This is a genomic window from Curtobacterium sp. AB451, assembly GCF_050585845.1.
Lineage (GTDB): Bacteria > Actinomycetota > Actinomycetes > Actinomycetales > Microbacteriaceae > Curtobacterium.
The window spans coordinates 548,389-572,251 of record NZ_JBOBQG010000004.1 but is presented as its reverse complement, the minus strand read 5'-3'; the positions used below and the strand labels follow the sequence as shown (position 1 = coordinate 572,251).

Annotated in this window: 21 protein-coding genes and 1 tRNA gene; 10 read left to right on the top strand and 12 right to left on the bottom strand. The window is 72.7% G+C overall.

Annotated elements, in window-relative coordinates:
- Nucleotides 1-17: 17 nt before the first annotated feature.
- Nucleotides 18-93, bottom strand: a tRNA-Lys gene (locus ACQXVK_RS12590).
- A 114-nt stretch (nt 94-207) separates the two neighbouring features.
- Here ACQXVK_RS12590 and bcp point away from each other — a divergent pair.
- Nucleotides 208-678, top strand: a complete 471-nt coding sequence (gene bcp / locus ACQXVK_RS12585) for a thioredoxin-dependent thiol peroxidase (RefSeq protein WP_430853755.1) — start codon at nt 208-210, stop codon at nt 676-678.
- A 65-nt stretch (nt 679-743) separates the two neighbouring features.
- Here the strand turns inward: bcp and ACQXVK_RS12580 are convergent, their stop codons facing one another.
- On the bottom strand, nt 744-1,166 hold the full coding sequence (locus ACQXVK_RS12580; RefSeq protein WP_430853754.1) for a hypothetical protein: 423 nt from the start codon (nt 1,164-1,166) through the stop codon (nt 744-746).
- A gap of 260 nt (nt 1,167-1,426) precedes the next feature.
- Between ACQXVK_RS12580 and ACQXVK_RS12575 the strand changes: the two genes are divergently transcribed.
- Nucleotides 1,427-1,675: a WhiB family transcriptional regulator gene (locus ACQXVK_RS12575; protein WP_022904217.1), complete on the top strand. Its 249-nt coding sequence runs from the start codon at nt 1,427-1,429 to the stop codon at nt 1,673-1,675.
- 487 nt (nt 1,676-2,162) lie between these two features.
- Here ACQXVK_RS12575 and ACQXVK_RS12570 read toward each other — a convergent pair whose 3' ends face one another.
- On the bottom strand, nt 2,163-3,671 hold the full coding sequence (locus ACQXVK_RS12570; protein ID WP_022905936.1) for a sensor histidine kinase: 1,509 nt from the start codon (nt 3,669-3,671) through the stop codon (nt 2,163-2,165).
- A gap of 117 nt (nt 3,672-3,788) precedes the next feature.
- Here ACQXVK_RS12570 and ACQXVK_RS12565 point away from each other — a divergent pair, with 117 nt between their 5' ends.
- Nucleotides 3,789-4,202, top strand: a complete 414-nt coding sequence (locus ACQXVK_RS12565) for an Rv3235 family protein (protein WP_022905937.1) — start codon at nt 3,789-3,791, stop codon at nt 4,200-4,202.
- Between the two features lie 78 nt (nt 4,203-4,280).
- On the opposite strand, the gene secA is transcribed toward ACQXVK_RS12565, so the two are convergent.
- From secA to mtrA, 6 genes are all read right to left on the bottom strand, one after another.
- The gene (gene secA, locus ACQXVK_RS12560; protein WP_402268090.1) at nt 4,281-7,061 is read right to left on the bottom strand and encodes a preprotein translocase subunit SecA; all 2,781 of its coding nucleotides are present in this window, start codon (nt 7,059-7,061) and stop codon (nt 4,281-4,283) included.
- Nucleotides 7,062-7,219: 158 nt separating this feature from the next.
- Entirely contained in the window at nt 7,220-7,924 is a 705-nt protein-coding gene (gene hpf / locus ACQXVK_RS12555) for a ribosome hibernation-promoting factor, HPF/YfiA family (RefSeq protein ID WP_430853753.1), read from the bottom strand.
- A 260-nt stretch (nt 7,925-8,184) separates the two neighbouring features.
- Nucleotides 8,185-8,457, bottom strand: a complete 273-nt coding sequence (locus tag ACQXVK_RS12550) for a phosphoribosyltransferase family protein (protein WP_430853752.1) — start codon at nt 8,455-8,457, stop codon at nt 8,185-8,187.
- A 630-nt stretch (nt 8,458-9,087) separates the two neighbouring features.
- Nucleotides 9,088-10,770 carry a GerMN domain-containing protein gene (locus tag ACQXVK_RS12545; RefSeq protein WP_430853751.1) on the bottom strand — a complete coding sequence of 561 codons (1,683 nt, stop codon included), beginning with the start codon at nt 10,768-10,770 and terminating at the stop codon, nt 9,088-9,090.
- Nucleotides 10,770-12,452 (bottom strand): MtrAB system histidine kinase MtrB, encoded by a 1,683-nt coding sequence (gene mtrB / locus ACQXVK_RS12540; protein ID WP_430853750.1) that lies wholly within the window; start codon nt 12,450-12,452, stop codon nt 10,770-10,772. The genes ACQXVK_RS12545 and mtrB overlap by 1 nt, the downstream gene beginning before the upstream one ends.
- A gap of 5 nt (nt 12,453-12,457) precedes the next feature.
- A complete protein-coding gene (gene mtrA / locus ACQXVK_RS12535; protein ID WP_022905943.1) occupies nt 12,458-13,132 on the bottom strand; it encodes an MtrAB system response regulator MtrA in 675 nt (224 codons plus the stop codon).
- 149 nt (nt 13,133-13,281) lie between these two features.
- On the opposite strand from mtrA, the gene ACQXVK_RS12530 reads away from it, so the two are divergent.
- From ACQXVK_RS12530 to ACQXVK_RS12510, 5 genes are read left to right on the top strand one after another with little or no spacing between them, the layout of a single operon-like run.
- Nucleotides 13,282-14,691, top strand: a complete 1,410-nt coding sequence (locus tag ACQXVK_RS12530) for a glycerophosphoryl diester phosphodiesterase membrane domain-containing protein (RefSeq protein WP_430853749.1) — start codon at nt 13,282-13,284, stop codon at nt 14,689-14,691.
- Entirely contained in the window at nt 14,688-15,326 is a 639-nt protein-coding gene (locus ACQXVK_RS12525; RefSeq protein WP_430853748.1) for a DUF4129 domain-containing protein, read from the top strand. The genes ACQXVK_RS12530 and ACQXVK_RS12525 overlap by 4 nt, the downstream gene beginning before the upstream one ends.
- Nucleotides 15,323-16,564, top strand: a complete 1,242-nt coding sequence (locus ACQXVK_RS12520; protein WP_430853747.1) for a DUF4350 domain-containing protein — start codon at nt 15,323-15,325, stop codon at nt 16,562-16,564. The genes ACQXVK_RS12525 and ACQXVK_RS12520 overlap by 4 nt, the downstream gene beginning before the upstream one ends.
- A complete protein-coding gene (locus tag ACQXVK_RS12515) occupies nt 16,561-17,556 on the top strand; it encodes an AAA family ATPase (RefSeq protein WP_430853746.1) in 996 nt (331 codons plus the stop codon). The genes ACQXVK_RS12520 and ACQXVK_RS12515 overlap by 4 nt, the downstream gene beginning before the upstream one ends.
- Nucleotides 17,556-18,908: a DUF58 domain-containing protein gene (locus tag ACQXVK_RS12510; RefSeq protein WP_430853745.1), complete on the top strand. Its 1,353-nt coding sequence runs from the start codon at nt 17,556-17,558 to the stop codon at nt 18,906-18,908. Before ACQXVK_RS12515 ends, ACQXVK_RS12510 begins: the two co-directional genes overlap by 1 nt.
- Nucleotides 18,909-18,911: 3 nt before the next feature.
- Here the strand turns inward: ACQXVK_RS12510 and ACQXVK_RS12505 are convergent, their stop codons facing one another.
- Nucleotides 18,912-19,907 carry a stage II sporulation protein M gene (locus ACQXVK_RS12505; RefSeq protein WP_430853744.1) on the bottom strand — a complete coding sequence of 332 codons (996 nt, stop codon included), beginning with the start codon at nt 19,905-19,907 and terminating at the stop codon, nt 18,912-18,914.
- Between the two features lie 159 nt (nt 19,908-20,066).
- Here ACQXVK_RS12505 and ACQXVK_RS12500 point away from each other — a divergent pair, with 159 nt between their 5' ends.
- Nucleotides 20,067-20,936 carry an RDD family protein gene (locus ACQXVK_RS12500; RefSeq protein ID WP_430853743.1) on the top strand — a complete coding sequence of 290 codons (870 nt, stop codon included), beginning with the start codon at nt 20,067-20,069 and terminating at the stop codon, nt 20,934-20,936.
- Nucleotides 20,937-21,556: 620 nt separating this feature from the next.
- On the opposite strand, the gene ahcY is transcribed toward ACQXVK_RS12500, so the two are convergent.
- Together ahcY and ACQXVK_RS12490 are read right to left on the bottom strand one after the other, a co-directional pair.
- Nucleotides 21,557-23,035, bottom strand: coding sequence for an adenosylhomocysteinase (ahcY, locus tag ACQXVK_RS12495; RefSeq protein WP_402268126.1), 1,479 nt, complete (start codon nt 23,033-23,035; stop codon nt 21,557-21,559).
- 102 nt (nt 23,036-23,137) lie between these two features.
- Nucleotides 23,138-23,353, bottom strand: a complete 216-nt coding sequence (locus ACQXVK_RS12490) for a DUF3499 family protein (protein ID WP_430853742.1) — start codon at nt 23,351-23,353, stop codon at nt 23,138-23,140.
- A gap of 58 nt (nt 23,354-23,411) precedes the next feature.
- Between ACQXVK_RS12490 and ACQXVK_RS12485 the strand changes: the two genes are divergently transcribed.
- Nucleotides 23,412-23,852, top strand: coding sequence for a hypothetical protein (locus ACQXVK_RS12485; protein ID WP_430853741.1), 441 nt, complete (start codon nt 23,412-23,414; stop codon nt 23,850-23,852).
- Nucleotides 23,853-23,863: the final 11 nt, after the last annotated feature.

Here is a 23,863-nt window from a genome sequence, read left to right as displayed (position 1 = left end):
GGGAGCCGGGGCCTTGTTGGTGCGCCCCCTCGGACTTGAACCGAGAACCCACTGATTAAGAGTCAGTTGCTCTGCCAATTGAGCTAGAGGCGCATGGTGTGCAGTTGTGTGGCGCTGCTGCACTTCCGTGCTGCAACGGGAAACAACAATAGCATGGGATTCGCGTGCCCTTGACCACTCGGGGCACCGAACACGAACAGGAGCCTCATGACCGACCGTCTCGCCGCCGGCGACACCGCACCCGACTTCACCCTGCCGGACCAGGACGGCACCGAGCACGCCCTCTCGGCCCTGCGTGGGAAGAAGGTCATCGTGTACTTCTACCCGGCGGCGTCGACCCCGGGCTGCACCACCGAGGCGTGCGACTTCCGCGACAACATGTCGTCGCTGCAGGCTGCCGGCTACGAGGTCCTCGGCGTCTCGAAGGACGAGCTCCCGGCCCTCAAGAAGTTCCAGCACGAGCAGGCCCTCACGTTCCCGCTGCTGAGCGACCCCGACCTCGCCGTGCACAAGGCCTACGGCGCGTGGGGCGAGAAGAACAGCTACGGGAAGATCGTCACCGGGACGATCCGCTCGACGATCGTGGTCGACGAGGACGGCACCGTGCAGCTCCCGCTGTACAACGTCAAGGCGACGGGACACGTCGCGAGCCTGCGGAAGAAGCTCGGCCTGGTCTGAGACCCGACTGATCGACGGACGGGAGGCGCGGTGCCAGCTGGCACCGCGCCTCCCGTCCCTGCCGTCTACTCGACCGGTCGGGCGAGCGCGTCCGTCACCGGTCGCGACAGCACCAGCGTGATCCCCAGCAGCGCGGGGATGAGCAGGAACCAGCCGACGGCGGGCACGCGGAAGACGCCCTGGAACGCCCCGATCGCGAGCGCACCCTGCAGCACCTGCCAGACGATGATCCCGGACCGCACCCACGGACGACGGTTGCGGAGGCCGATGAACAGGGAGCCGAGCCAGAGCGCCGCGATGGCCGCGAGGACCGTCAGCGCGATCCCGGACGCGATGCTCGTGGCGGGCGCGACGATCAGCTCGACGATGAGGACGATCGTCACGACGACGAGGGCGGCGAACTCGAGTCCGACGACGACGAGGAGCACCAGGAGCGCCGGCGACCGCCGTTCGACGGGGTCGGACTCGGTCGGGGTGGTGTCGGGCACAGCATTCCTCCAGCGTCGGAACCCTTGATTTGGCCCTACCAGTATGGAACGATATTCGAGGTCGTTTGGACGGCACGATGTGGTGTGCGTCTCCCGTGGTTCGACGCTCCTCCCCCGAGCGTTCTGCGGGCGTCAGACTCGCTTCCAGCGGACTCCTCCCCCACGGGTGTCCCCTCGTGCCTCGCGCATGCTCAGCGTTCCGATCCCCGAACCGCGGCCCCGGCCTGCCGTTCGAGCATCGATTTCAAGGAGCACCACACATGGACTGGCGTGACCAGGCAGCCTGCCTCACCGCGGACCCCGAGCTCTTCTTCCCCGTCGGGAACACCGGACCGGCCGTCGACCAGATCGAGAAGGCCAAGTCGGTCTGCGCTCGCTGCACGGTCACCGAGATGTGCCTGCAGTACGCCCTCGAGAACAACCAGGACTCCGGGGTCTGGGGTGGCCTGAGCGAGGACGAGCGTCGCGCCCTGAAGCGCCGCGCTGCTCGCGCCCGCCGCGCCTCCTGACCCGGCGCCTCCTGCGCGCCTGACGCCCGCCGTCCCTCCGGGGCCGGCGGGCGTCGTCGTGCGCGGGGCGGGCGCGGCGGCGCGGTTGCGCCGCGCGCCACGCGCCGCGCGCCGCGCGCCACGCGCCGCGCGCCACGCGGCGAACCACGGAACCGACGTCGAACCAGGGCCGGACGGCGGTTCGACGTCGGGAACCTGGTTCGATGCGGCCCTGACGGGCGCGCACCGCGCCTCCAGGAACAGCGCGAGCCTGCGCACAACGAAAACCACGCGACGCCGCGGCATCGCGTGGTTCGGACCAACTTCCGTTGTGCGGCCGGCCGCTCCGGCTGCCCGCACGGCGCGCGCGCCGGCGCGCGCCGGCGCGCGCCACCTCACGAACCACGGAACCGACGTCGAACCAGGGCCGGACGGCGGTTCGACGTCGGGAACGTGGTTCGACGCGGGCCGGGCGGGAGCACGAAGCACCCGACGACCCGCGCGCGGGCTACGCGGCGCCCGGCGTCGCCGTCAGCCAGCGGAACGGGATCGTGATGGTGACCTCGGTGCCGCTGCCGGTCAGCGTGTGCCAGTCGATCGTGCCGCCGAGTTCGCCCTGGATCAGCGTCCGGACGATCTGCGTCCCGAGGCCCGATCCGACCTTGCCCTCCGGCAGGCCCCGGCCGTTGTCGCGCACCTGGATGTCGAGGTGGTCGTCGAAGCGCTCGGCCACGATCTCCACCTCGCCGTCACGGCCGTCCAGCCCGTGCTCGACGGCGTTCGTGACGAGCTCGGTGAGCCCGAGCGCGAGCGGGGTCGCCGCCTCGGACGGGAGCACCCCGAACTCGCCCGTCTTCTTCGGACGCACGGTGGTGTTGTGGGACGCGGCGACCTCGGTCACCAGCTTCAGCACGGAGTCGAACACCTCGTCGAAGTCGACGTTCTGGCTGAGGCCCGTCGACAGGGTGTCGTGCACCACGGCGATCGCGGCCACGCGGCGCATCGCGTTCTGCAGCGACGTCCGTGCTTCGTCCGAGTGGGTCCGACGGGCCTGGATGCGCAGGAGCGACGCCACCGTCTGCAGGTTGTTCTTGACCCGGTGGTGGATCTCGCGGATCGTGGCGTCCTTCGTGATGAGCTCGCGCTCCTGGTGGCGCAGCTCGGTGACGTCGCGGCACAGCACGATCGCACCGATGCGCTCACCATGGTCGCGCAGCGGGATCGACCGCAGCGAGACGGTGACGCCCTTGGACTCGACGTCCGCGCGCCACGGGGCACGCCCGGTGACGACGAGGGGCAGCGACTCGTCCACGTCGAGCTGCGCGCCGATGAGTTCGGTGGTGACCTCGGCGAGGGACTTCCGCTCGAGCTCACCTTCGAAGCCCATCCGGTTGAAGGCGCTCAGGCCGTTCGGGCTGGCGAACGTGACGACACCGTTCGTGTCGAGGCGGAGCAGGCCGTCACTCGCGCGCGGGGCGCCACGACGCGGTCCGGCCGGCGCACCGATGTCCGGGAAGTCGCCGGTGGCGATCATGCCGAAGAGGTCGTTCGCGCTCGCGGTGAAGTTGAGCTCCTGGCGGCTCGGGGTGCGCATCTCGTCCTGGTTCGAGTGCCGCGTCACGACCGCGATCGGGCGCTCGGTCGTCTCGGCGCTGTTCGCGCTCAGGCGGCGGAGGACCGGGATCGCCCGGACGCGGGTCGGGGTGTCCTCGTACCAGTCCGGCTCGGCCGAGTCGACGACCCGCGCGCCGGCGAAGCACTCGGTGACCTGCTCGCGCCACTCCTCGCGGATCTCCTGCCCGACGATGTCGCGGTAGAAGAGCGTCGCCGCGGAGCTGGGGCGCGCGTGCGCGACCGCCACGAACGAGCCGTCCTCGGACGTCGGCACCCAGAGGACCATGTCCGCGAAGGACAGGTCGGCGAGCAGCTGCCAGTCGCCGACGAGCAGGTGGAGCCACTCCACGTCGGCTTCGGAGGAACGGCCTTGTGCGAGGACGAGGTCACTGAGGGTCGACACCCGCCCAGTCTAGGTGCGCGCCTCTGTGGACAACTTCGCGCTCTCCACAGCTTGGGGCGGACTCATATTTCTCATGTTGTACGCGCCCTACGCTCAGCCCCGACGAAAGGGGCAGGGGTGGCCGAGGAAGCACACCGGATCGATGATGCAGAGCCGACGGGGGACGTCCTGCGGCTCAGCGTGGTGCCGCCGCCGACGGACGTCGAGGACACCGCGCGCGCACTCGGTCTCTGCGTCGCCGAGATCCTGACCGGGTCGCGCGAGGTCGACAGCATCGCCCGGTGGATCACCGACGAGGTCCACCGGCACCTGCAGCAGCGTGCCGCCGTCGCCGCGCGCGCCCGGCAGCTCGGCGGACGCTCTCGGGGGCGGGCACTGCTGCGGGTCGGGAGCGTGATCGTGTGCCGACCCGCCGACGGGGTCGCCGAGGCGACCATCGTGGTGCACACGCGCAGTCACGCCCGTGCCGTCGCGATGCGGTTGGAGGAGCGGCAGGGCCGCTGGCGCGCGACGGCCGTCGGGGTCCTGTGACGCCTGTGGGGTGACCGGGAGACGGACAGGAGGGACGGTGCCAGCTGGCACCGTCCCTCCTGTCCGTCTGGTCCTGCGTCAGCCCTTCTTGGCGGCCTGACGACGCTCCGCGCGGTTGCCCGCGGCGGCCTGGCCGGAGGCCGTCGCGGCGTTGCCGAACGCGGAGCCCTGCTCCGGGCCGGCAGCTGCCTCGGCCTCGGCCTGCGCCTTCTGCGCCCGAGCCGTGGCGGCCTGCTCGAGGCGACCGCGTTCGTCGCGGACCTCGACCTCGCCGTCGATCGACGGAGCGGAGTACTCGAGACCGGAGACCTCGTCTTCGCCGAGGCCCTTGGCCTCGATGACGGCGTTCTCCCCGTCGGACTGGACCTGCACCTCGAGGTTGAAGAGGTAGCCGACCGACTCTTCGCGGATCTGGCCCATCATGCTCTGGAAGAGCGCGTAGCCCTCGCGCTGGTACTCGACCAGCGGGTCGCGCTGCGCCATCGCGCGGAGGCCGATGCCATCCTTGAGGTAGTCCATCTCGTAGAGGTGGTCACGCCAGCGGCGGTCGATCACCGAGAGGACCACGCGGCGCTCGAGCTCGCGCATGGCCTCGTCGCCGAGGAGTTCCTCGCGCTGCTGGTAGGCGAGCTTGGCGTCGGAGAGGATCTCGCGGCCGAGGAACTCGCGCGACGCCTTGCCCTTCGACCCGGCCTCGGTGATGACCTCGTCGATCGAGATCGAGATCGGGTAGAGCGTGCCGAGCTCGGTCCACATGGCGTCGAGGTCCCAGTCGTCCGCGTTTCCCTCGGCGGTGTGGGAGTCGAGCACGTCGTCGACGACGCTCTTCAGGAACGACTGCGCACGGTCGTGGATGTCGTCGCCCTCGAGGATGTGACGGCGGTCGCTGTAGATCGCCTCACGCTGGCGGTTGAGGACGTCGTCGTACTTCAGGACGTTCTTGCGGATCTCGGCGTTGCGGCCCTCGACCTGCGCCTGGGCCGAGCGGATCGCACGGCCGACGAGCTTGTTCTCGATCGCGAGGTCGTCCGGGACGTTCGAGCGGCCCATGAGGCTCTCGGCCGCGCCGGAGTTGAACAGGCGCATGAGGTCGTCGGTGAGCGACAGGTAGAAACGGCTCTCGCCCGGGTCGCCCTGACGGCCGGAACGACCACGCAGCTGGTTGTCGATGCGGCGGGACTCGTGACGCTCGGTGCCGAGGACGTAGAGCCCGCCGGCTTCGCGGACCTTGTCGGCCTCGTCCTTGATCTCGGCCTTGACGCGGTCGAACACCTCGTCCCAGGCGGCCTCGTACTCTTCCGGGGTCTCCGTCGGGGACAGGCCCTTGGCGTGCATCTCCTGCACGGCGAGGAACTCCGAGTTGCCACCGAGCATGATGTCGGTGCCGCGGCCGGCCATGTTCGTGGCGACCGTCACGGCGCCGAGGCGACCGGCCTGCGCGACGATCGCGGCTTCACGCGCGTGGTTCTTCGCGTTGAGGACCTCGTGCTTGACGCCCTTCTTCGCGAGGAGCTTCGACAGGTACTCGGACTTCTCGACGCTGGTGGTGCCGACGAGGACCGGCTGGCCCTTCTCGTGGCGTTCGGCGATGTCCTCGGCGACCTGCTCGAACTTGGCCTTCTCGTTCTTGTAGACGAGGTCGGTCTGGTCGATGCGCTGCATCGGCTTGTTCGTCGGGATGGGGACGACGCCGAGCTTGTAGGTCGACATGAACTCGGCGGCCTCGGTCTCGGCCGTACCGGTCATGCCGGACAGCTTCTGGTAGAGGCGGAAGTAGTTCTGCAGCGTGACCGTGGCGAGGGTCTGGTTCTCGGCCTTGACCTCGACCTTCTCCTTCGCCTCGATCGCCTGGTGGATGCCCTCGTTGTAGCGACGGCCCATCAGGATGCGGCCGGTGTGCTCGTCGACGATGAGCACCTCGCCGTTCATCACCACGTAGTCCTTGTCGCGCTTGAACAGGGCGACGGCCTTGATCGAGTTGTTCAGGAACGAGATGAGCGGGGTGTTCGCCGACTCGTACAGGTTGTCGATGCCGAGGTAGTCCTCGACCTTCTCGATGCCGGGCTCGAGCACGCCGACGGTGCGCTTCTTCTCGTCGACCTCGTAGTCCTCGCCCGGGGTGAGGCGGGTCGCGATCGACGCGAACTCGGTGAACCAGCGGTTGGCCTCGCCGGAGGAGGGGCCCGAGATGATGAGCGGCGTGCGGGCCTCGTCGATGAGGATCGAGTCGACCTCGTCCACGATCGCGAAGAAGTGCCCGCGCTGCACCATGTCGGATGCCTGCCACGCCATGTTGTCGCGCAGGTAGTCGAAGCCGAACTCGTTGTTCGTGCCGTACGTGATGTCGGCCGCGTACTGCTCGCGACGCTCGGCCGGGGTCTGGTTCGCGATGATGCAGCCGGTCGTCATGCCGAGGGCGCGGAACACGCGGCCCATGAGCTCGGACTGGTACGACGCGAGGAAGTCGTTGACCGTGATGACGTGCACGCCGCGGGACGGGATCGCGTTGAGGTAGGCGGCCGTCGTGGCGACGAGGGTCTTGCCCTCACCGGTCTTCATCTCGGCGATGTTGCCGAGGTGCAGCGCGGCACCGCCCATGAGCTGGACGTCGAAGTGCCGCATGCCGAGGGTGCGCTTCGCTGCTTCCCGCACGGCGGCGAACGCCTCGGGCAGCAGGTCGTCGAGGGTCTCGCCGTTCGCGTAGCGCTCGCGGAGCTCCTTGGTCTCGTCCTGGAGTTCCTCGTCGGTGAGGCTCGCGAAGTCGTCCTCGAGGTCGTTGATGGCCGAGGCGTACGCCTTCAGCCGACGGAGGGTGCGTCCTTCGCCGATGCGGAGGACCTTCTCCAGCACGTTTGCCACGTGAGCTCCTTACGAGATCGTCACGCGCGACCTGCGCGATGCGAACAGCCAGTCATGCTAGCAACCCGGCGACTCCGGCCGCTGTGAACGGAGCGGGTGTGCGCGGCCCGCGAACGGACCGCGCACACCCGGGTGCCGTCGGTGGTGCTGAGCGATCGTCAGGCGATCGCGACCGCCGGTTCCGATCCGGACGCCGCTGCCGGCGCCGTGTCGGTGGACGGGTCGTCGATGCCGATCACGCCGTAGTCCCAGCCCTTGCGGCGGTAGACCACGCTCGGTCGGTGCGTCTCGGCGTCGACGAACAGGTAGAAGTCGTGTCCGACGAGCTCCATGAAGTACAGCGCGTCGTCGACCGTCATCGGACCGGCCTCGAAGACCTTGTGCCGGATCACGACGGGGCTGTAGACCTCGTTCTCGTCGTCCTCGGCCGTGGCGTCCACGACCGGCAGGGCACCCGTCGCGACGGTCTCGATGAGCTTGCCGTCGGCGGGGACGACACCCATCCGCTCGAAGGCGGTCCCGGAGGCCTCGGAGACCGAGGTCGGGCGGTGGCGCCCACGGTGCACCTTGCGGCGGTCGCGTGCCCGACGGAGTCGCTCCATGATGCGGGCGAAGGCCAGGTCGAAGGCGGCGTACTTGTCCGATGCGGCGGACTCCGCCCGCACGAGGGGCCCGGGGCCGATGAGGGTCAGTTCGACGCGGTCCTCACCCTGCCCGCCCGACTTCTCGTTGTGGCGGCTGATGCGCACCTCGAACGCGAGGGCGCGGTCGGCGAGCACGTCGATCTTCTCGGACTTCTGTTCGACGTAGGTGCGGAATCGGTCGGTGACCCCGATGTTCCGGCCCGTGATCGTCACGTCCATGTGGCGGCTCCCATCCAGACTCAGCGCGTCGCCTCCATCCGGCGATCCTGAACGCCTTGACGCGAGGCTAGACCCGGCGACCCCCGGGCGTCACGCGAAGTCGGTGAGTCGCCCGGACACCCACCGGACACACAGTGGCCACCGAGCGTTCACCGATGTGGTCGCGCCGCCGGCGAGCGACCCGGGCACGGGCACGGACACGGACACGGGTTTGGACACTGGACCGGACACGGGGCTCGTTGGTGCCGGACCGTCGCCCGTCAGTCGTCGACGCTGGCGACGGCGACGCACCGCACGACCCGACCACCCGCGGCGCGGACGGCCCGCACGGCCTCGGCCATCGTGACGCCCGTCGTGACGACGTCGTCGACCACGACGACCGGCCGACCGGCCGACCGGCGACGCCCTCGACCGTGAGGGTGCCGACCGTCGCCGCGACCCGTTCCACCGCGCTGCGCTCCTTCTGCCCGGCGCCGGCCCGACCACCCACGCCCAGGGCTCCCCCGGGCGTGTCCCCGGCACCGAGCCGCCACGACGCACGGGACCGCACCCGCGACAGCGCCCGGGGACGCCGGACGCCCCCGCGCGCGGCCAGGAGCACGACCGGGTCGAATCCCCGGCGCCGGGCCCCGCGGGGTGAGGGCGGGACCCGGAGCAGCACGGCGCCCGGCCCGGCCTCGGCGAGCGCCGTCCGCACGAGCCCGCCGAACCGCGCGCCGAGGGGCCCGGCGAGGTCGACGCGCCCGCGGAGCTTCAGCTCGAGGAGCATCGTCCGGACGAGCCCGGTGTACTCGAAGGCCGCGTCCAGCCGCACCCCCGCGACGAGGCGCACCCGGCCGGGCATCGCGTCGAGGACCTGCCGACAGGGCCTGCAGAGGGCACGGTCGGGTCGGCCGCACCCGGCGCACGCCACCGGCAGGAAGAGCCCGACGACCGCGAGCACCGCGTCCCGCCAGGGCCGCGCGACGCCGACGGCGCCAGCCGCAGCGCAAGCCGCACCCGCGGCACCAGCCGCACCCGCGGCGCCGGCGGCGCCCCGCTCCGGGCCGGCACGATCGGTGTTCGTCATGCCCCCGATCCTGACCCGACCCACCGCCGGGCGGGCACCGGTCTGCCGGGCTGCGGACGCGCCTCCCGGACCGCCGCCCTGTGGAGGACCGACGTCAGCGCTGGACGCCGAGGACGTCCGCGGTGATGCCCGTCGTCTCCCAACCGCCTCCGGTCGACTGCAGGACGGAGCCGTCGGACAGCCGCAGGAGCATGGAGCCGCCGCTCCCCCCGACGATCTGGGTCGCCCGGCCGTCGGGCTTCGGCAGGGTGCTCGACTGCCCACCGATGGTCGAGCGGACGACGTCCGGGCCCGAGGTCGTCTGCCCGACCGAGGCGACGTCGGAGTCGCTGATCCAGGCCGCGCCGACGGCGTTCCCGGTGGCGGCCTGCACGCGCACCGGCGATCCGAGCGAGGTCGGCGTGCGGTCCGCGCCGCGGACGATGGCCATCACGTAGAGGCTCGGGCCGTCGTTCGTCTCGATGAGGGCGAGCGCCCTGGTGGAGTCGCGGGACACCTGGAAGGACACGAGGTCGCCGGCCGGGAGCGTCGTGGAGACCTCGTGCGGGTCGCCGCCGAGGCCGTAGGCGGTCACGCGGCGGGTGTCGTCCTCGGACGCGACCCAGACGAAGCCGAGGTCGTCGATGGAGGGCGGCACCAGACCGTCGGTCGCGTCGACGCGCAGGTGGCTGCGGCCGCGGACGACCGTCACCCCGTCGCCGTTCCCGACCACGGCGGCGGTGCCGGAGGCCGACAGAGCGAACGAGGACGGTCGGAGGTCGCCGATCTCGGTGCCCATCCCGCCGCCGAGCTGGGCGATCTTGCCGCCGCCGAGCGCCGAGTAGCCGACGGTGCCGTCCTCGTCGACGAGCGGGCGGGCGTCGACGTCGGGGTTCTGCTGCGCGTCGACGCCGCCGGTGTCGGGGATGGAGAACGGTCCACCCTCGACCGTGATGTCGACGGACGACACCGCGGCGACCGAGGCGAGCGACTTGGTCAGCTGCTCGCGCATCCGTGCCTTCGCCTCGCTGCTGGCGCCGAGGGCGTCGCTCGACAGGTCGACGAGGGCCGTCCCGCTCTCGACGGTGACGGCGTTGAGGGACAGCTGCGTGCCCTCGGGGAACGCGGACACCACGGCCCCCTTGAGCCAGTCCGCCGGACCGGCGAGCAGGGCGCTCGCGATCCGGGTGCTCGTCGACGACCGCGCGAGGAACCAGCGCTCGTCGGGGACGAGGAACCGGTAGGTCGGGTCGTAGAAGTACAGGGCGTGCTGCTGGAACACCGACTCGAAGCTCACCGGCGACAGGATGATGCCGTCGGGGGCGTAGGCGATGCGCCACTCGCCGTCCTCGCGGGTGAACTGGAACGTGAGCGTGGACGAGGTGGGGCGGACCGCCTGGGTGTACTCGCCGTCCGCGTCGACGGTGGCGCTCGCCGTGAGGGTGTAGGTCAGCTCCCGTTCGCCGACGCGCTCGACGGCCGGGTTGCCGGACTGGATCGTCACCTGGCGCCGAGGGTTCCACTTGGTCGAGAAGCCCGAGGCGAGGAACTCGCGGGCGACCTCGTAGTCGTCCGCCGCGCCGGTGCCGGCGGCGATGAAGCCGCGCAGGATCGTCGTCTGGTCGGCTCCGGGCACGGGCTTGCCGGGGCGGTAGTCGACGCCGGAGACCGACTGGTCCTTGATCACCCCGCCGGACCGGACCGCGCCGTCGGTGGGGATCGCGGCGCAGGCGGACACGGCGACGACCGTCACCGCGGCGAGCGCCACGGCGACGAGGGTGCGGAGTCGGGTACGCATCAGTCGTCCTCTCGGACGGCGCGGGGGCCGTCGTACGGTTCGTCGAGGTCCGGGAGCGGGATCGCCGAGGTGGTGACGGCGACGCGGTCGTTGCGCGGCAGGGTCAGCACGAAGGCGGATCCCTCGCCGGGGCGCGACCAGACGTCGATGCTGCCGCCGTGCAGGTTCGCGTCGCCGAGCGAGATGGCGAGGCCGAGTCCGGTGCCGCCGATGGTGCGCTTGCGACTCGGGTCGGCACGCCAGAACCGGTCGAACACGCGGGCGGCGTCCTCGGGCGGCATGCCGATGCCCTGGTCGCGGACGGCGATCGCGACGGAGCGGGCGTCGCTGTCGACGACGACCTGCACCGGCTTCGCGTCGCCGTGCTCGATGGCGTTGCCGACGAGGTTGCGCAGGACGCGGCGGATGCGCTTCGCGTCGAGCTGCATGGTGGTGTGGCCGCCGGGCGTCAGGAGCTGCAGGTCGATGCCGGCGCGTTCGGCGAGCGGGCGGAACTCGTCGACGATGTCGGTGGCGAGGGCCGCGGGGACGACGGGTTCGGGGTCGAGGTGCACGGCCTGGGCGTCGAAGCGGGAGATCTCGAGGAGGTCGGCGAGCAGCAGCTCGAAGCGCTCCACCTGGGCGTGCAGGAGCTCGGCAGACCGGCCGACCGACGGCTCGAACGCGTGCCGGGAGTCGTAGAGCATGTCGCCCGCCAGCCGGATGGTCGTGAGCGGGGTGCGGAGTTCGTGGGAGACGTCGGAGACGAACCGCTGCTGCACCCGGGAGAGCTCGGCCAGCTGGGTGATCTGCCGGCTCACCGCGTCGGCCATGCCGTTGAAGCTCCGGGCGAGGGTGGCGATGTCGTCGTTGCCCCGCACCGGGATGCGTTCGTCGAGCCGGCCCGAGGCGATCTTGCGGCTCGTCTCGGCGGCACCGCGGATCGGGACGACGACCAGCCGGACGACGAGCGAGGTGACGAGGGCGATGAGCACCATCAGCGCGACACCGCCGATGGAGAGCGTCTGCGAGACGAAGTCGAGGGTCTGCTGGGCGTCGGAGAGGTCGTACACGAGGTACAGCTCGTACTGCCCGGCGCTCGGGATCTGCAGCGTCGACCCGACCGCGAGCCCGGGCTGGCGGCGCCCGTCGTCCTCGAGCCGCACCGGCTGCAGGCTGAGCCGACCGGTGTCCTTGCCGACCTCCTTGCGCAGGGCGTCGGTGATCACGGCATCCGGGAAGCCCTGGCTGGCGACGTTCTGCACCGTCTGCGGGCCGGGCTGGTCCGGGGTCCGCTCGATGGCGATGCTGGTGCCGCCGGGGCTCGTCGTGTTCGACAGGATCGCCTGCTGCGCCTCGCTCTGCAGGGTCTCGAGCTCGCTCTGGTTGTTGTCCTCGCCGGCGGTCGCCGCGTCGAAGATGCCCTGCGCGACGATCGTGGCGCGGGCGGACTCGGACTCGATCTGGTCGCGGCGCTGCGCGTAGACGTTGTTCGAGATGCTGATCATGACGGCGGTGCCGATGATCGCGATCGCGAGGCCGGTGGTCATCACCGTGATCGCGACCGACCGGAACATCAGGGAGCGGCGCCAGAGGTACGCGACACCCCGCCAGCCGCGCCGGACCCACCGTCGGACACGGCGGCCGGCGCGGGCGAGTCTGCCCCGCACGGCGACGCCGCCGGTCGACGGTGTGGACGGCACGGTGCTCAGGACCCTCCGGCCCGGTACCCGACGCCGCGCACCGTGGTGACGATCTTCGGGTTGTCGGGGTCGTGCTCGATCTTCGCGCGGAGGCGCTGCACGTGGACGTTCACCAGCCGGGTGTCGGCCTTGTAGTGGTAGCCCCACACCTGCTCGAGCAGCATCTCGCGGGTGAAGACCTGGTTGGGCTTCTCGGACAGGGCCCGCAGCAGGTCGAACTCCAGCGGGGTGAGCGCGATCACGGCGTCGCCGCGTCGGACCTCGTGCCCGGCGACGTCGACGGTGAGGTCACCGACGTGGAGCACGGTGGCGTCCGCGGCGGTCGGCCGGAGCCGGGTGCGGATGCGGGCGACGAGCTCCTTCGGGTTGAAGGGCTTCACGACGTAGTCGTCGGCGCCGTTCTCGAGGCCGGCGACCACGTCGGAGGTGTCGCCCTTCGCCGTGAGCATGATGATCGGCGTGCCGCTCTCGGCACGGATGCGCTTGCACACCTCGATGCCGTCGATGCCCGGGAGCATGACGTCGAGGAGCACCAGGTCGGGCTTCGTCCCGTGGAAGGCGTCGATGGCGTCGTTGCCGTCGGCGCTGAACTCGGGTTCGTAGCCCTCGGAGCGGAGGACGATGCCGATCATCTCGGCGAGGGCCTGGTCGTCGTCGACGACGAGGATGCGCGGTGTCATGTGATGGGGACTCCGTGTGACGTGCGGCAGTGCCCGGTCGGCACCTGACCCCTCACGATAGCCGAGGCCCCGTGCGACGGCGTTTTCCGACAGGATGGGTGTCGACCGCGTCTTCCGCGTGCGTGGTCGGGAGCACGAGGGGGGCGGCGATGTCCGACTGGCAGGTACCGGGTGCGCCCGGCGGGTCCGAGGACGGTCGGGACGAGCGTCCAGGAGGCGCGGCTCGGCCCCCGGCGTCGCAGCCGTCCGGCGCGTGGCCGGGTCAGTCCGGCCAGTCCGGCGCGTGGCCGGGTCAGCCCGGTGCGTGGGTCGGTGGCCCCGGGGGTCCGTCCGGTTCCCCGCCGGTCGGGTCGCGACCGGTCATCCCGCTGCGGCCGCTCGGGCTCGGCGACGTCCTCGCCGGCGCGTTCACCGTGTTCCGCCGCAACGCGCGGGTGCTCCTGCTCTGGAGCCTGCTCCTCAGCGGCGTCCTCGGGCTCCTCTCGACGCTCGTGAGCGTGTTCGGTCAGCAGGCGCTCCAATCGCGCATGCTGTCAGCGGTCGACGGCGGCGCGACCGGCTCGGACTCGATCCTCGCCGGCTCGTTCACCCTGTGGCTCGTCCTCTCCGTCGCGCTGCCGTTCCTGGCCTACCTCGGGCGTGGCTTCCTCGTCGCGCCGGTCGCCGCGGACACCGGCGCACGCGTCCTCGGCCGACGCGCGACCTTCCGCGGACTCTGGGCCCTGCTCGCCGGGCGCCGTTGGTCGGTGGTCGCCTGGATCCTGCTGCAGCTCGCGGCCGGCGTCGTGATCGGCATCGTGTTCGTGGGCGTCATGATCGGGCTCGTCGCCGCGGCCTCCGGGAGCGGCTCCGGCTCCGGCCTGGGCGCCTTCCTGCTCGGCTTCTTCCTGCTCGGCCTCGGCTTCGCGGTCGTGCTCGTGTGGCTCGGGACGAAGTTCGCGTTCACCGTGCCGACCATCGCGCTCGAGGGACGCCCCGTCTTCCAGGCCGCGGCGCAGTCGTGGCGCCTCACCCGTGGAGCCTTCTGGCGCACCTTCGGCATCATCCTGCTCGTGCAGGCCGTGTTCGGTGTCGCGGTGTCCATCGCGACCATCCCGCTCACGATCGGCGCGGTGCTCCTGGGCGGCACGTTCGACCCGCTCGGCCAGACCGACGCGGCCTCGGGTGCCGGGACGGGCGGGGTGATCGCGATCGTCGTGGGGAGCCTGCTCGGCATCGCGGTGCAGTGCGTCACGGACGTGCTGTCGGCGTCCGTCGTGACCTTCCTGGCGATCGACCGTCGCATCCGGACCGAGGCGCTCGACCAGCGGATCGCGTCGCACCTCGAGACAGGAACGCCGACCGACCCGTTCGCGCCGTCGCCGCGGGTCGACCGGCCGGTCTGGCCCGGGCAGGGGTGGCCGGGCGCTGCGCCGCAGCAGCCGTGGCCCGGGCAGCCGGGCACCGCGCCCGGGCAGCCGTGGCCCGGACAGCCCGGCCCCGGTGCCGCCGGTGGGCCGACCGCGCCGCCGCAGTGGGGCGGCGCTCCCGGTCGCTACCCGCCGGACGGCCGGGCATGACGATCGGTCCCGACGAGGCACGTCGGCTCCTCGAGCACGAGCTCGAGCGGTCGGAGTACGACGGTGCGCACGTGACGTGGTGGGACCGCGCCTCGCGTGCCGTCCTCGACTGGCTCGGGTCGCTCCGCGCCGACGGCCTCGGGTCCCCGGCGGTCGCGCAGACCCTGCTCTGGACGGCCGTGGTCGTGCTCGTGGCGGTCGTCGTGCTCGTGGTCGTCGCCCGCGGACTCCCCCGCCGACGGGCGCGGCTCGCCGACGGGGAGTCCGGCGGCGTGTTCGACGACGGAGACCTCCGTCCGGCCAGCGCGATCGCCGAGGACGCCCGCGCTGCCCTCCGCGCCGGCGACTGGTCGCGCGCGGTCCTCGACGGGTACCGCGCGATCGCCAGGGGACTCGGTGAGCGCGACCTCGTGCGGGACGTCCCGGGAGCCACCGCGCGGGCCATCGCCGGCCGCGCGGCACGGGTCTTCCCGGTCGAGGCCACCCGGATCGAACACGCGGCCGTCACCTTCGACGAGGTCCGCTACCTGGACGTCGCGGCCACCGAGACGGCAGCCCGCGAGGTCCTCGACACCGAGCACGCCGTCCGGACGGCACGTCCTGCCCATGCGACGACCCCGGCGGTGCCCGCGTGACCGCCACGGTGACCACTCCGCCGCGGTCGGCCGCGTCCGGACAGCCGGAGCGCGGCCGGGGAGGTCGCGGCCGCCGTGTCGGTGCGTGGGTCGCCGTCGTGCTCGTCGGCGCGCTCCTCGCCGTGCTCACCGCGGTCGTCGGGCGGCCCGCCACCGACCGGGTTCCGCTCGACCCGGCGTCCACGTCCGCGAGCGGCGCGAAGGCGCTGGTGCGCGTCCTCGAACAGCGCGGCACCGACGTCCGTGTGGTGGACCGTGCGGACCGGATCGCCGACGGCACCGTGTTCGTGGACGACGAGCGCGGTGTCCTCGACCCCGCCGTCGCGCGGCGGCTCGCGCGTGAGGCCGAGCACGTCGTCCTCGTGAGCTCGGACCCCCGGGTGCTCGACGCGTTCGGTCTCGACGTCGAACCGGCCGCGCCGGTCGACGGGGACGACACCGTCCGCACGACCTCCTGCGCGATCCCCGCCGCCGCCACGGCCGAGCGGATCACGGCGACGGGGACCGGGTACGCCGTACCCGACGGTCGACGGGCGCCCGCGGGGACCGACCTCTGCGCGCCGTCCGGCTCGGGCGGCGAGCGCGTGTACGGACTCGTCCGGACGGACACGGCCGCCGGGGACGTCACCCTCGTCGGCACCACCGCGGCGTTCCGGAACGACACGATCACCACCGCCGGCAACGCCGCGCTCGCCCTCGGGCTGCTCGGCGACGACGCGACGCTCACCTGGTACACCCCGGTCCCGGGCGCCTCGGACGCAGCGCCGACCCTCGGTTCGCTGGCACCGCCGTGGGTCCCGAGCGCACTCGCGCTGCTCGGCCTCGTCGCGGTCGCCGCCGCGTTCTGGCGCGGCCGTCGCCTCGGGCCGCTCGTCGTCGAGCGGATGCCCGTCGTGGTGCGCGCCGCCGAGACCACCGAGGGCCGCGCCCGACTCGCCGCCCGCACCGGCGATCGCACCCACGCCCTCGACACGCTCCGGATCGCGGCCATCCGGCGCACGGCTCGTCGGCTCGGACTCCCCCGGTCGGCCCACGTCGACGAGGTCGTCCGTGCCGCGGCCCGCGCCACCGGGATCCCCGACCGCCGCGTCGGGGCCGTCCTCGTCGGTGGGCCGACCACCGACGACCGCAGCCTCACCGCCGGAGCGGCAGCACTCGACGAGCTCGAACGCGCCGTCCTCGCCGCGACCACCGGCGCCCGCCAGACCGACCGAGACCACCGAGGAGCACGCCCGTGACCGACCCGTCCACCACCCAGAGCCCGCAGGCGACCCGTCCGGCCGATCCGCTCCGCGACGCCTTCGGACGGCTCCGCGCCGAGGTCGGCAAGGCCGTCGTCGGGCAGGAGGGCGCGGTGTCCGGGATGATCGTCGGCATCCTCGCGCAGGGGCACGTGCTGCTCGAGGGCGTCCCCGGCGTCGCGAAGACGCTGCTCGTCCGGAGCCTCGCGGCCGCGATGTCCCTCGACACCAAGCGGATCCAGTTCACGCCGGACCTGATGCCCGGCGACGTCACCGGCTCGCTGGTGTACGACGCCTCGACCGGTACCTTCCCGTTCCGCGAGGGGCCGGTGTTCACGAACGTGCTCCTCGCCGACGAGGTGAACCGGACGCCGCCGAAGACGCAGTCCGCGCTCCTCGAGGCCATGGAGGAGCGCCAGGTCAGCGTCGACGGTGACGCCCGCGCGCTGCCCGACCCGTTCTTCGTGGCGGCGACCATGAATCCGATCGAGTTCGAGGGAACGTACACGTTGCCGGAGGCCCAGCTCGACCGCTTCCTCATGAAGCTCACGCTCGACGTCCCGCCGCGCGACGTCGAGTGGCAGGTGCTCCGGCGGCACGCCGACGGCTTCGTGCCGCGTGACGTCCGCTCCGCCGGCATCGCCCCGGTCCTCGGTTTGGACGAGGTCCTGGCCGCCCAGCGTGCGGTCCGCGAGGTCGGGGCACGGGACGACGTCCTCGCCTACATCGTCGACCTCGCCCGCGCGACCCGGCAGGCTCCCTCCGTGCGGGTCGGGGTCAGCCCCCGCGGCGCGACCGCCCTGCTCGCCGCGGCGAAGGCGTGGGCGTGGCTCACCGGTTACGACGCCATCACACCGGACCACGTGCAGGCGATGCTCCTGCCCGTGTGGCGACACCGGCTGCGCGTCGCCGCGGACGCCGAGCTCGAGGGCGTCGGCGCCGACGGGGTGCTGCAGCAGGTCGTCGAGCAGGTCCGGGTGCCGATCTAGTGGCGATCTCCGGCCGCTTCGTCGCGCTCCTCGCCGTCGCGATCGTGCCCACCGTGCTCCTCGGCACGGGATGGGCCGGTCTCGCCTGGGCCGGGGTGGTCGTGCTGGCCGCCGTGCTCGACGTGCTGCTCGCCGCCGACCTCACCGCCGTGCGCGTCGAGCGGCGGATGCCGAGGCTCGCGCGGCGCGACACCACCGCCGACGGCACGCTCGTCCTCGCCAACGACGGGAGCCGCACGCTCCGCGGCGTGGTCCGTGACATGTGGGAGCCCTCCGCCGGACACGCCCCCCGGCGGATGCGGCTGCAGGTCCCCGCCGGCGAACGCCGGACGGCACGCATGCGCTTCGCCCCGTTCCGGCGCGGCCGTCGGGCGTCCGCTGGCGTCGCCGTGCGCGCGTTCGGCCCGCTCGGACTCGCGGCCCGGCAACGGGTCGTCCCGGCGCCGGCGGAGCTGGTCGTCACCCCGCCGTTCCGGTCCCGTCGGCACCTGCCCTCGCGGCTCGCACGTCTGCGGGAGCTCGACGGCGAGACCACGCTCCAGCTCCGCGGTCACGGCACCGAGTTCGACTCGCTGCGGGACTACGTGCGCGGCGACGACGTCCGGTCGATCGACTGGCGCGCGACCGCCCGGCGCCAGGACCTCGTGGTGCGCACCTGGCGTCCGGAGCGCGACCGTCGGGTGATCGTGGTCGTCGACGCCGGGCGTGCCGGTGCCGGCCGCGTCGACGACGAACCGCGCCTCGACACGTTCATCGAGTCCGCCCTGCTCCTCGGTGCCCTGGCCGCAGCTGCTGGCGACCGGGTCGACCTCGCCGTGCTCGACGACACCGTCCGCTCGCGGGTGCACGGTGCCACCCGCAGCGACGTCGTCCAGCGCTTCGGCGAGACCCTCGCGCTCACCGAGGCCGGGCTCGCGGCGACGGACTGGGCGGCGGTCCCGGGGCTCGTCGACTCGATCACCACCTCGCGGGCGCTCGTCGTGCTCGTGTCGAGCCTGGACTCCGTGGGGGCGTCGGGCGACCTGCTCGCCGTGCTCCCCCGGCTCACCCGGCGGCACGCGGTCGTCGTCACCAGCGTGACGGACCCGACGGTCGAGCGGATGGCGAGCGGGGCCGTGGAGCCGACCGCCCCGGAGCCGCGGCGACGCGGCGGGCGGGTGCCGTCCCTCCCGGCCCGCGCCGAGCGCGACGTCCACCGGCGCGCCGCCGCCGAACGCACGCTCCTCGACGCCGACGGCGTGGCCGACGTCGCACGACGCGCCGGAGCCGAGGTCGTCCGCGCTGCGCCCGAGCAGGTGCCACCGCTCGTCGCCGACGCCTACATCCGTGCGAAGGCGTCGGGGCGGCTCTAGCCGTCAGTCGGCGACGAGGGCGGACGTGCCGCGCTCGAACTCCTCGAGGTCGCCGCGCTGCCCCGCGCGGTGCGCGCGCCCGCCGAGGACCCACTGGTACCAGAGCACCGCCGCGAGAGCGACGGTGCCGATCCCGATCTTCACCGGCCACGGCCAGTCCTGACGGGTCACGGTGCCCTCGACGAGTCCGGACAGCAGGAGCGTGAGCGTGAGGCCGACGGCGATCGTGATGAGCGCTCGGCCGTCCTCGGCGAGGGCCTGGCCGCGGGTGCGGGCACCCGGCGCGACCCACGACCAGAAGATCATCAGGCCCGCGGCCGCCGCGAGGAAGATCGAGTACAGCTCGAGCTGGCCGTGCGGGGCGATGTACAGGAAGAAGTCGCCGAGCCGGCCCTGGTCGTGCATGATCGCCGCCGAGACGCCGAGGCTCAACGCGTTCTGGCCGATCGAGAACGGCACGAAGAGGCCGGTGATGCCGAACGCGACCATCGTGGCGGCGATGTAGGCGTTGTTCGTCCACACCTGTGCCGTGAACGCGCCGAGGCCGTGGTCCGAGTAGTACGCCTGGAAGTCCTGGGTCGCGTACTGCCGCAGCGCCTCGGGCGTGCCGAAGGTGTCGACGGCTCCCGGCGTCGTCGTGATCCAGACCGCCGTGATCGCCGCGACCGCCGCGGTGGCCGCCGCGACCCAGATCGTGACCCAGCGGATCCGGTGGAGGGCCGCGGGGAGCTGCAGGACGAAGAACGCCGTCACGGCTGCCAGCGGGTCGACCGGGGTGCCGGTGAACCGGAGCCGAGCGCGGAAGAGGGTCAGCGAGAGGCGGTCACCCACGGCGGAGCGCGGCGCGGCGCCACGGATCCGGGCGAGGTCGGTCGCGGCCTCCTGGTAGCCGGAGACGAGGCGGTCGACGTCGGCGCCGGAGGCGTGACGGGCGCGGGCGAGTCGGTCGAGTTCCTGCCACCGGTCGCGGTGCACCTCGGTGTAGGCGTCCAGGTCCACAGCGTCTCCCCCACTCGTCGTGTCCGCAGTCGTTGCGTCCGCAGTCGTTGCGTCCGCAGTCGTTGCGTCCGCGCTCCGGTGCCGCTCGTGTCGGTCGTGCGCACGGCCCGTCCGGACGGTCCCCACGCGGACGCCGGGTGTCTCCGACAGAATGATCCCATGCCGAAGACCCGCGTGCCGCGTGACCTCGCCGACGGTCGGTTCGTCCGAGCGCTCGAGGACACCCACGACGAGCTCGTCGTCGGCGAGGCCGTCGCACTCGACGTGCAACCCGCCGGCATCGCGCTGCGGTTGGCGGCGGCGCTCATCGACGGCGTCTGCCTGCTCGCGCTCTACCTCATGCTCGTGTTCGGCCTGTCCCGCGTCTGGCCGAGCGGCCTCGACGACGCGTGGGCCGCGGCCCTCAGCATCGGCGCCCTCGTCGCCGTGCTAGTGCTCGTGCCGGCGGCGCTCGAGACCGCGACCCGCGGCAAGAGCGTCGGCCGCTACGCCACCGGCACCCGGGTCGTGCGGCTCGACGGCGGGGCGATCGGGTTCCGGCACGCATTCACCCGAGCGCTCGTCGGACTGTTCGAGCTGTGGATGACCGTCGGGTCGGTGGCGTTCCTCGTCGCGTTGTTCGGCTCCCGGCCACGGCGGCTCGGAGACCTGCTCGCGGGCACCTTCGTGCAGCACGAGCGCACGGCGAAGCTGCGCGACCCCGAGGTCCTCATGCCCGCGGAGCTCGTGGCCTGGGCCGGGGTCGCGGACGTGTCGGCGCTGCCGCAGCGGCTCGAGAACCGGCTCGGGGCGTTCTTCCGCGGTGCCGCCGACCTCCGGCCCGAGCTGCGCGAGGCGACGGCGCGTGACCTGGCCGCCGCAGTCGCCGGGTACGCACACCCCGTGCCGCCGGTCCGACCCGAGGTCTTCCTCGCCGGGGTCGTCGTGCTGCGGCGGGAGCGGGACCTGCGGGCACTGCGAGGGCGGGCGGCGGTGCTCGCCCGCGCGTCGGCGGTGGCGACGGCGCGGCCGCCCGGCTTCCCGCGCTGACGCGGGGGCGCCGGGCGCGGGGCGCGGCGCCGGCACGCGGCGTGGGCGCGCACGACCCGCGGGCGGCGGACAGGCGCCGGCGCGCCGCAGGCGCGGGCGCGGAGCGCACGAGCGCGCCGCGCGCACCGTCCGCGGGCAGCGCACAACCAAAAGCGCCTGGAACCGCGCGGATGCGCAGTTCCAGGCGGCTTTGGTTGTGCCGCGCGCAGGCAGCGCGCCGAGAACGCGCAAGCGCGGCGCCGCGCGCAGGTCCGCGCCCCGGAACGAACACTGCGCCCCGTTCCATCGGGGCGCAGTGTTCGACCGGGGGCGCGGGCCGCGGCGCTCTCCGGCACGAACCGGCGCGACCGGCGCGACCGGCGCGGAGCGGCGCGACTGACGGCCGCGGCCCGGCGCACAACCGAAAGCACCCGGAACCGCGCGTGCGCGGTTCCGAGTGACCGTGGTCGTGCAGCGGACACGCGCAGCGTGCAGCGCGCGCAGGCGCAGCACGCACGCGCAGCGCGCCGGGCGCGCAGGCGCAGCACGCACGCGCAGCGCGCCGGGCGCGCAGGCGCAGCCCGCACGCGCAGCGCGCCGGGCGCACGCGGGCGCGCCCGGCGCACGCCCGGCGCGCGGCGTCAGTACCGGTAGTGCTCGGGCTTGTATGGGCCCTCGACCGGGACGCCGATGTACGCCGCCTGCTCCGGTCGGAGTTCGGTCAGCGCGACCCCCAGCGCGTCGAGGTGCAGACGCGCCACCTTCTCGTCGAGGTGCTTCGGCAGCACGTACACCCCCGTCGGGTACTCGTCGCGCCGGGTGTGCAGCTCGATCTGCGCGAGCACCTGGTTCGTGAACGAGTTGCTCATCACGAAGGACGGGTGGCCGGTGGCGTTGCCGAGGTTCATCAGGCGCCCCTCGGAGAGCACGAGGATCGAACGGCCCGTCGGCAGGCGCCACTCGTGCACCTGCGGCTTGATCTCGACCTTCTCGACGCCCGGCAGTGCCTCGAGCCCGGCCATGTCGATCTCGTTGTCGAAGTGTCCGACGTTCGCGACGATCGCGAGGTGCTTCAGCGCGAGCATCTCGTCCACGCCGACGACCCCGAGGTTGCCCGTGCAGGTGACGACCATGTCGACCTGGTCGGCGACGTCCGCCAGGCGTGCCACCTGGTAGCCGTCCATCGCGGCCTGGAGCGCGCAGATCGGGTCGACCTCGGACACGATGACGCGGGCACCCTGCCCGCGCAGCGCCTCGGCCGCCCCCTTGCCGACGTCGCCGTAGCCGACGACGAAGGCGACCTTGCCGCCGATCAGGACGTCGGTCGCACGGTTCAGGCCATCGGGCAGCGAGTGCCGGATGCCGTACTTGTTGTCGAACTTCGACTTCGTGACGGAGTCGTTGACGTTGATCGCCGGGAACTTCAGCTCACCGTTGCGGAAGAGCTCGTACAGGCGGTGCACGCCCGTGGTGGTCTCCTCGGTGACGCCCTCGATGTCGGCCGCGATGCGGGTCCAGCGGTCGGACGACTCCTGCAGCGACGCGGCGACCGTGTCGAGGACGATCTTCCACTCGGTGCTCGCGTCGGCACCCGCCTCGGGCACACGCCCGGCGGCCTCGGCATCGGCACCGGTGTGCACGAGCATGGTCGCGTCACCGCCGTCGTCGAGGATGAGGTTCGGGCCGGTCCAGTCGGCACCGGCGGCGGCTGCCTCGGCCGACCAGTCGAAGATCCGGCTGGTGCACCACCAGTACTCCTCGAGCGTCTCGCCCTTCCACGCGAACACCGGGACGCCGGCCGGCGACGAGGGGGTCCCGGTCGAGCCGACGGCGACGGCCGCGGCGGCTTCGTCCTGCGTCGAGAAGATGTTGCAGCTCGCCCAGCGGACCTGGGCGCCGAGCGCGACGAGGGTCTCGATGAGGACGGCCGTCTGCACCGTCATGTGCAGCGACCCGGCGATGCGCGCACCGGCGAGCGGCTGCGACGCGCCGAACTCCTCGCGCAGGGACATCAGCCCCGGCATCTCGTTCTCGGCGAGGCGGATCTGGTGTCGCCCCGCCTCGGCGAGGGCGAGGTCGGCGACACGGAACGGTGCTGCGGTACGGGCTTCGGTGCGCATGGGCCCAGTCTTCCACGCCGGGAGGCGCGGGTCGTCAGACGACGTCGGTGCCGTGCACCGCGCCTCCGGGAAGCCGCCTGTGGAGGACTGTGCCCGACCGCATCAGTCCGCGTCGCGACGGAGCGGCTCGCGCCGCACCACCTGCCAACCGCGCGGCACGCGCAGCTGCGCCGCGTGGCGTGAGCAGAGGTCGTAGCCGTGCGGCTCGACGCGCGTCGAGAGCGGACCGACGACGACCATGGAGTCCCCGTAGTCGTACGTGAGGGTCGCCGCCGCGCTCGCGCCACAGGCGACCTTGCTGCAGATCCTCACGTCCATACCGCCACCGACCCTACCGGAGCGCGGCAGGGCGTCCGCCGCCGCGTACGATGTGGTGATGCGTCGCAGGACCCCTCTCGTCACGCCGGTCGACCGTGGCCGCGGCCGCTCCCGACACGGGCGCGGCGGTCGCTCGAGCGTCACCGGACCGGACCTCGCGCCGATCATCACGCGCGCCGAGACGTTCGACCGCATCGTCGGCGACACCGCGCACTACCTGCTCGGCCTCTGGCCCGCCGAACTCGAGGGCGTCGTCTTCCAGGTCGCCGACATGCCGACCGACCAGTCCCTGCCGGACCACATGCCCCGGTGGCGGGTGGACCGCGAGCGACGTCGCGTGACCGTGTTCCGCGTCCCCGTCGAGCGGGTCACCCGCAGCCCCGAGAAGGACGACGCAGACAAGCGCATCATCATCGAGACCGCGGTGTTCCGTGCGGTCGGCGAGCTGATCGACAAGGACCCGTGGGACCTGGCGCCCGACCGCTACCGCCACTGGTGACGCAGGGCGCC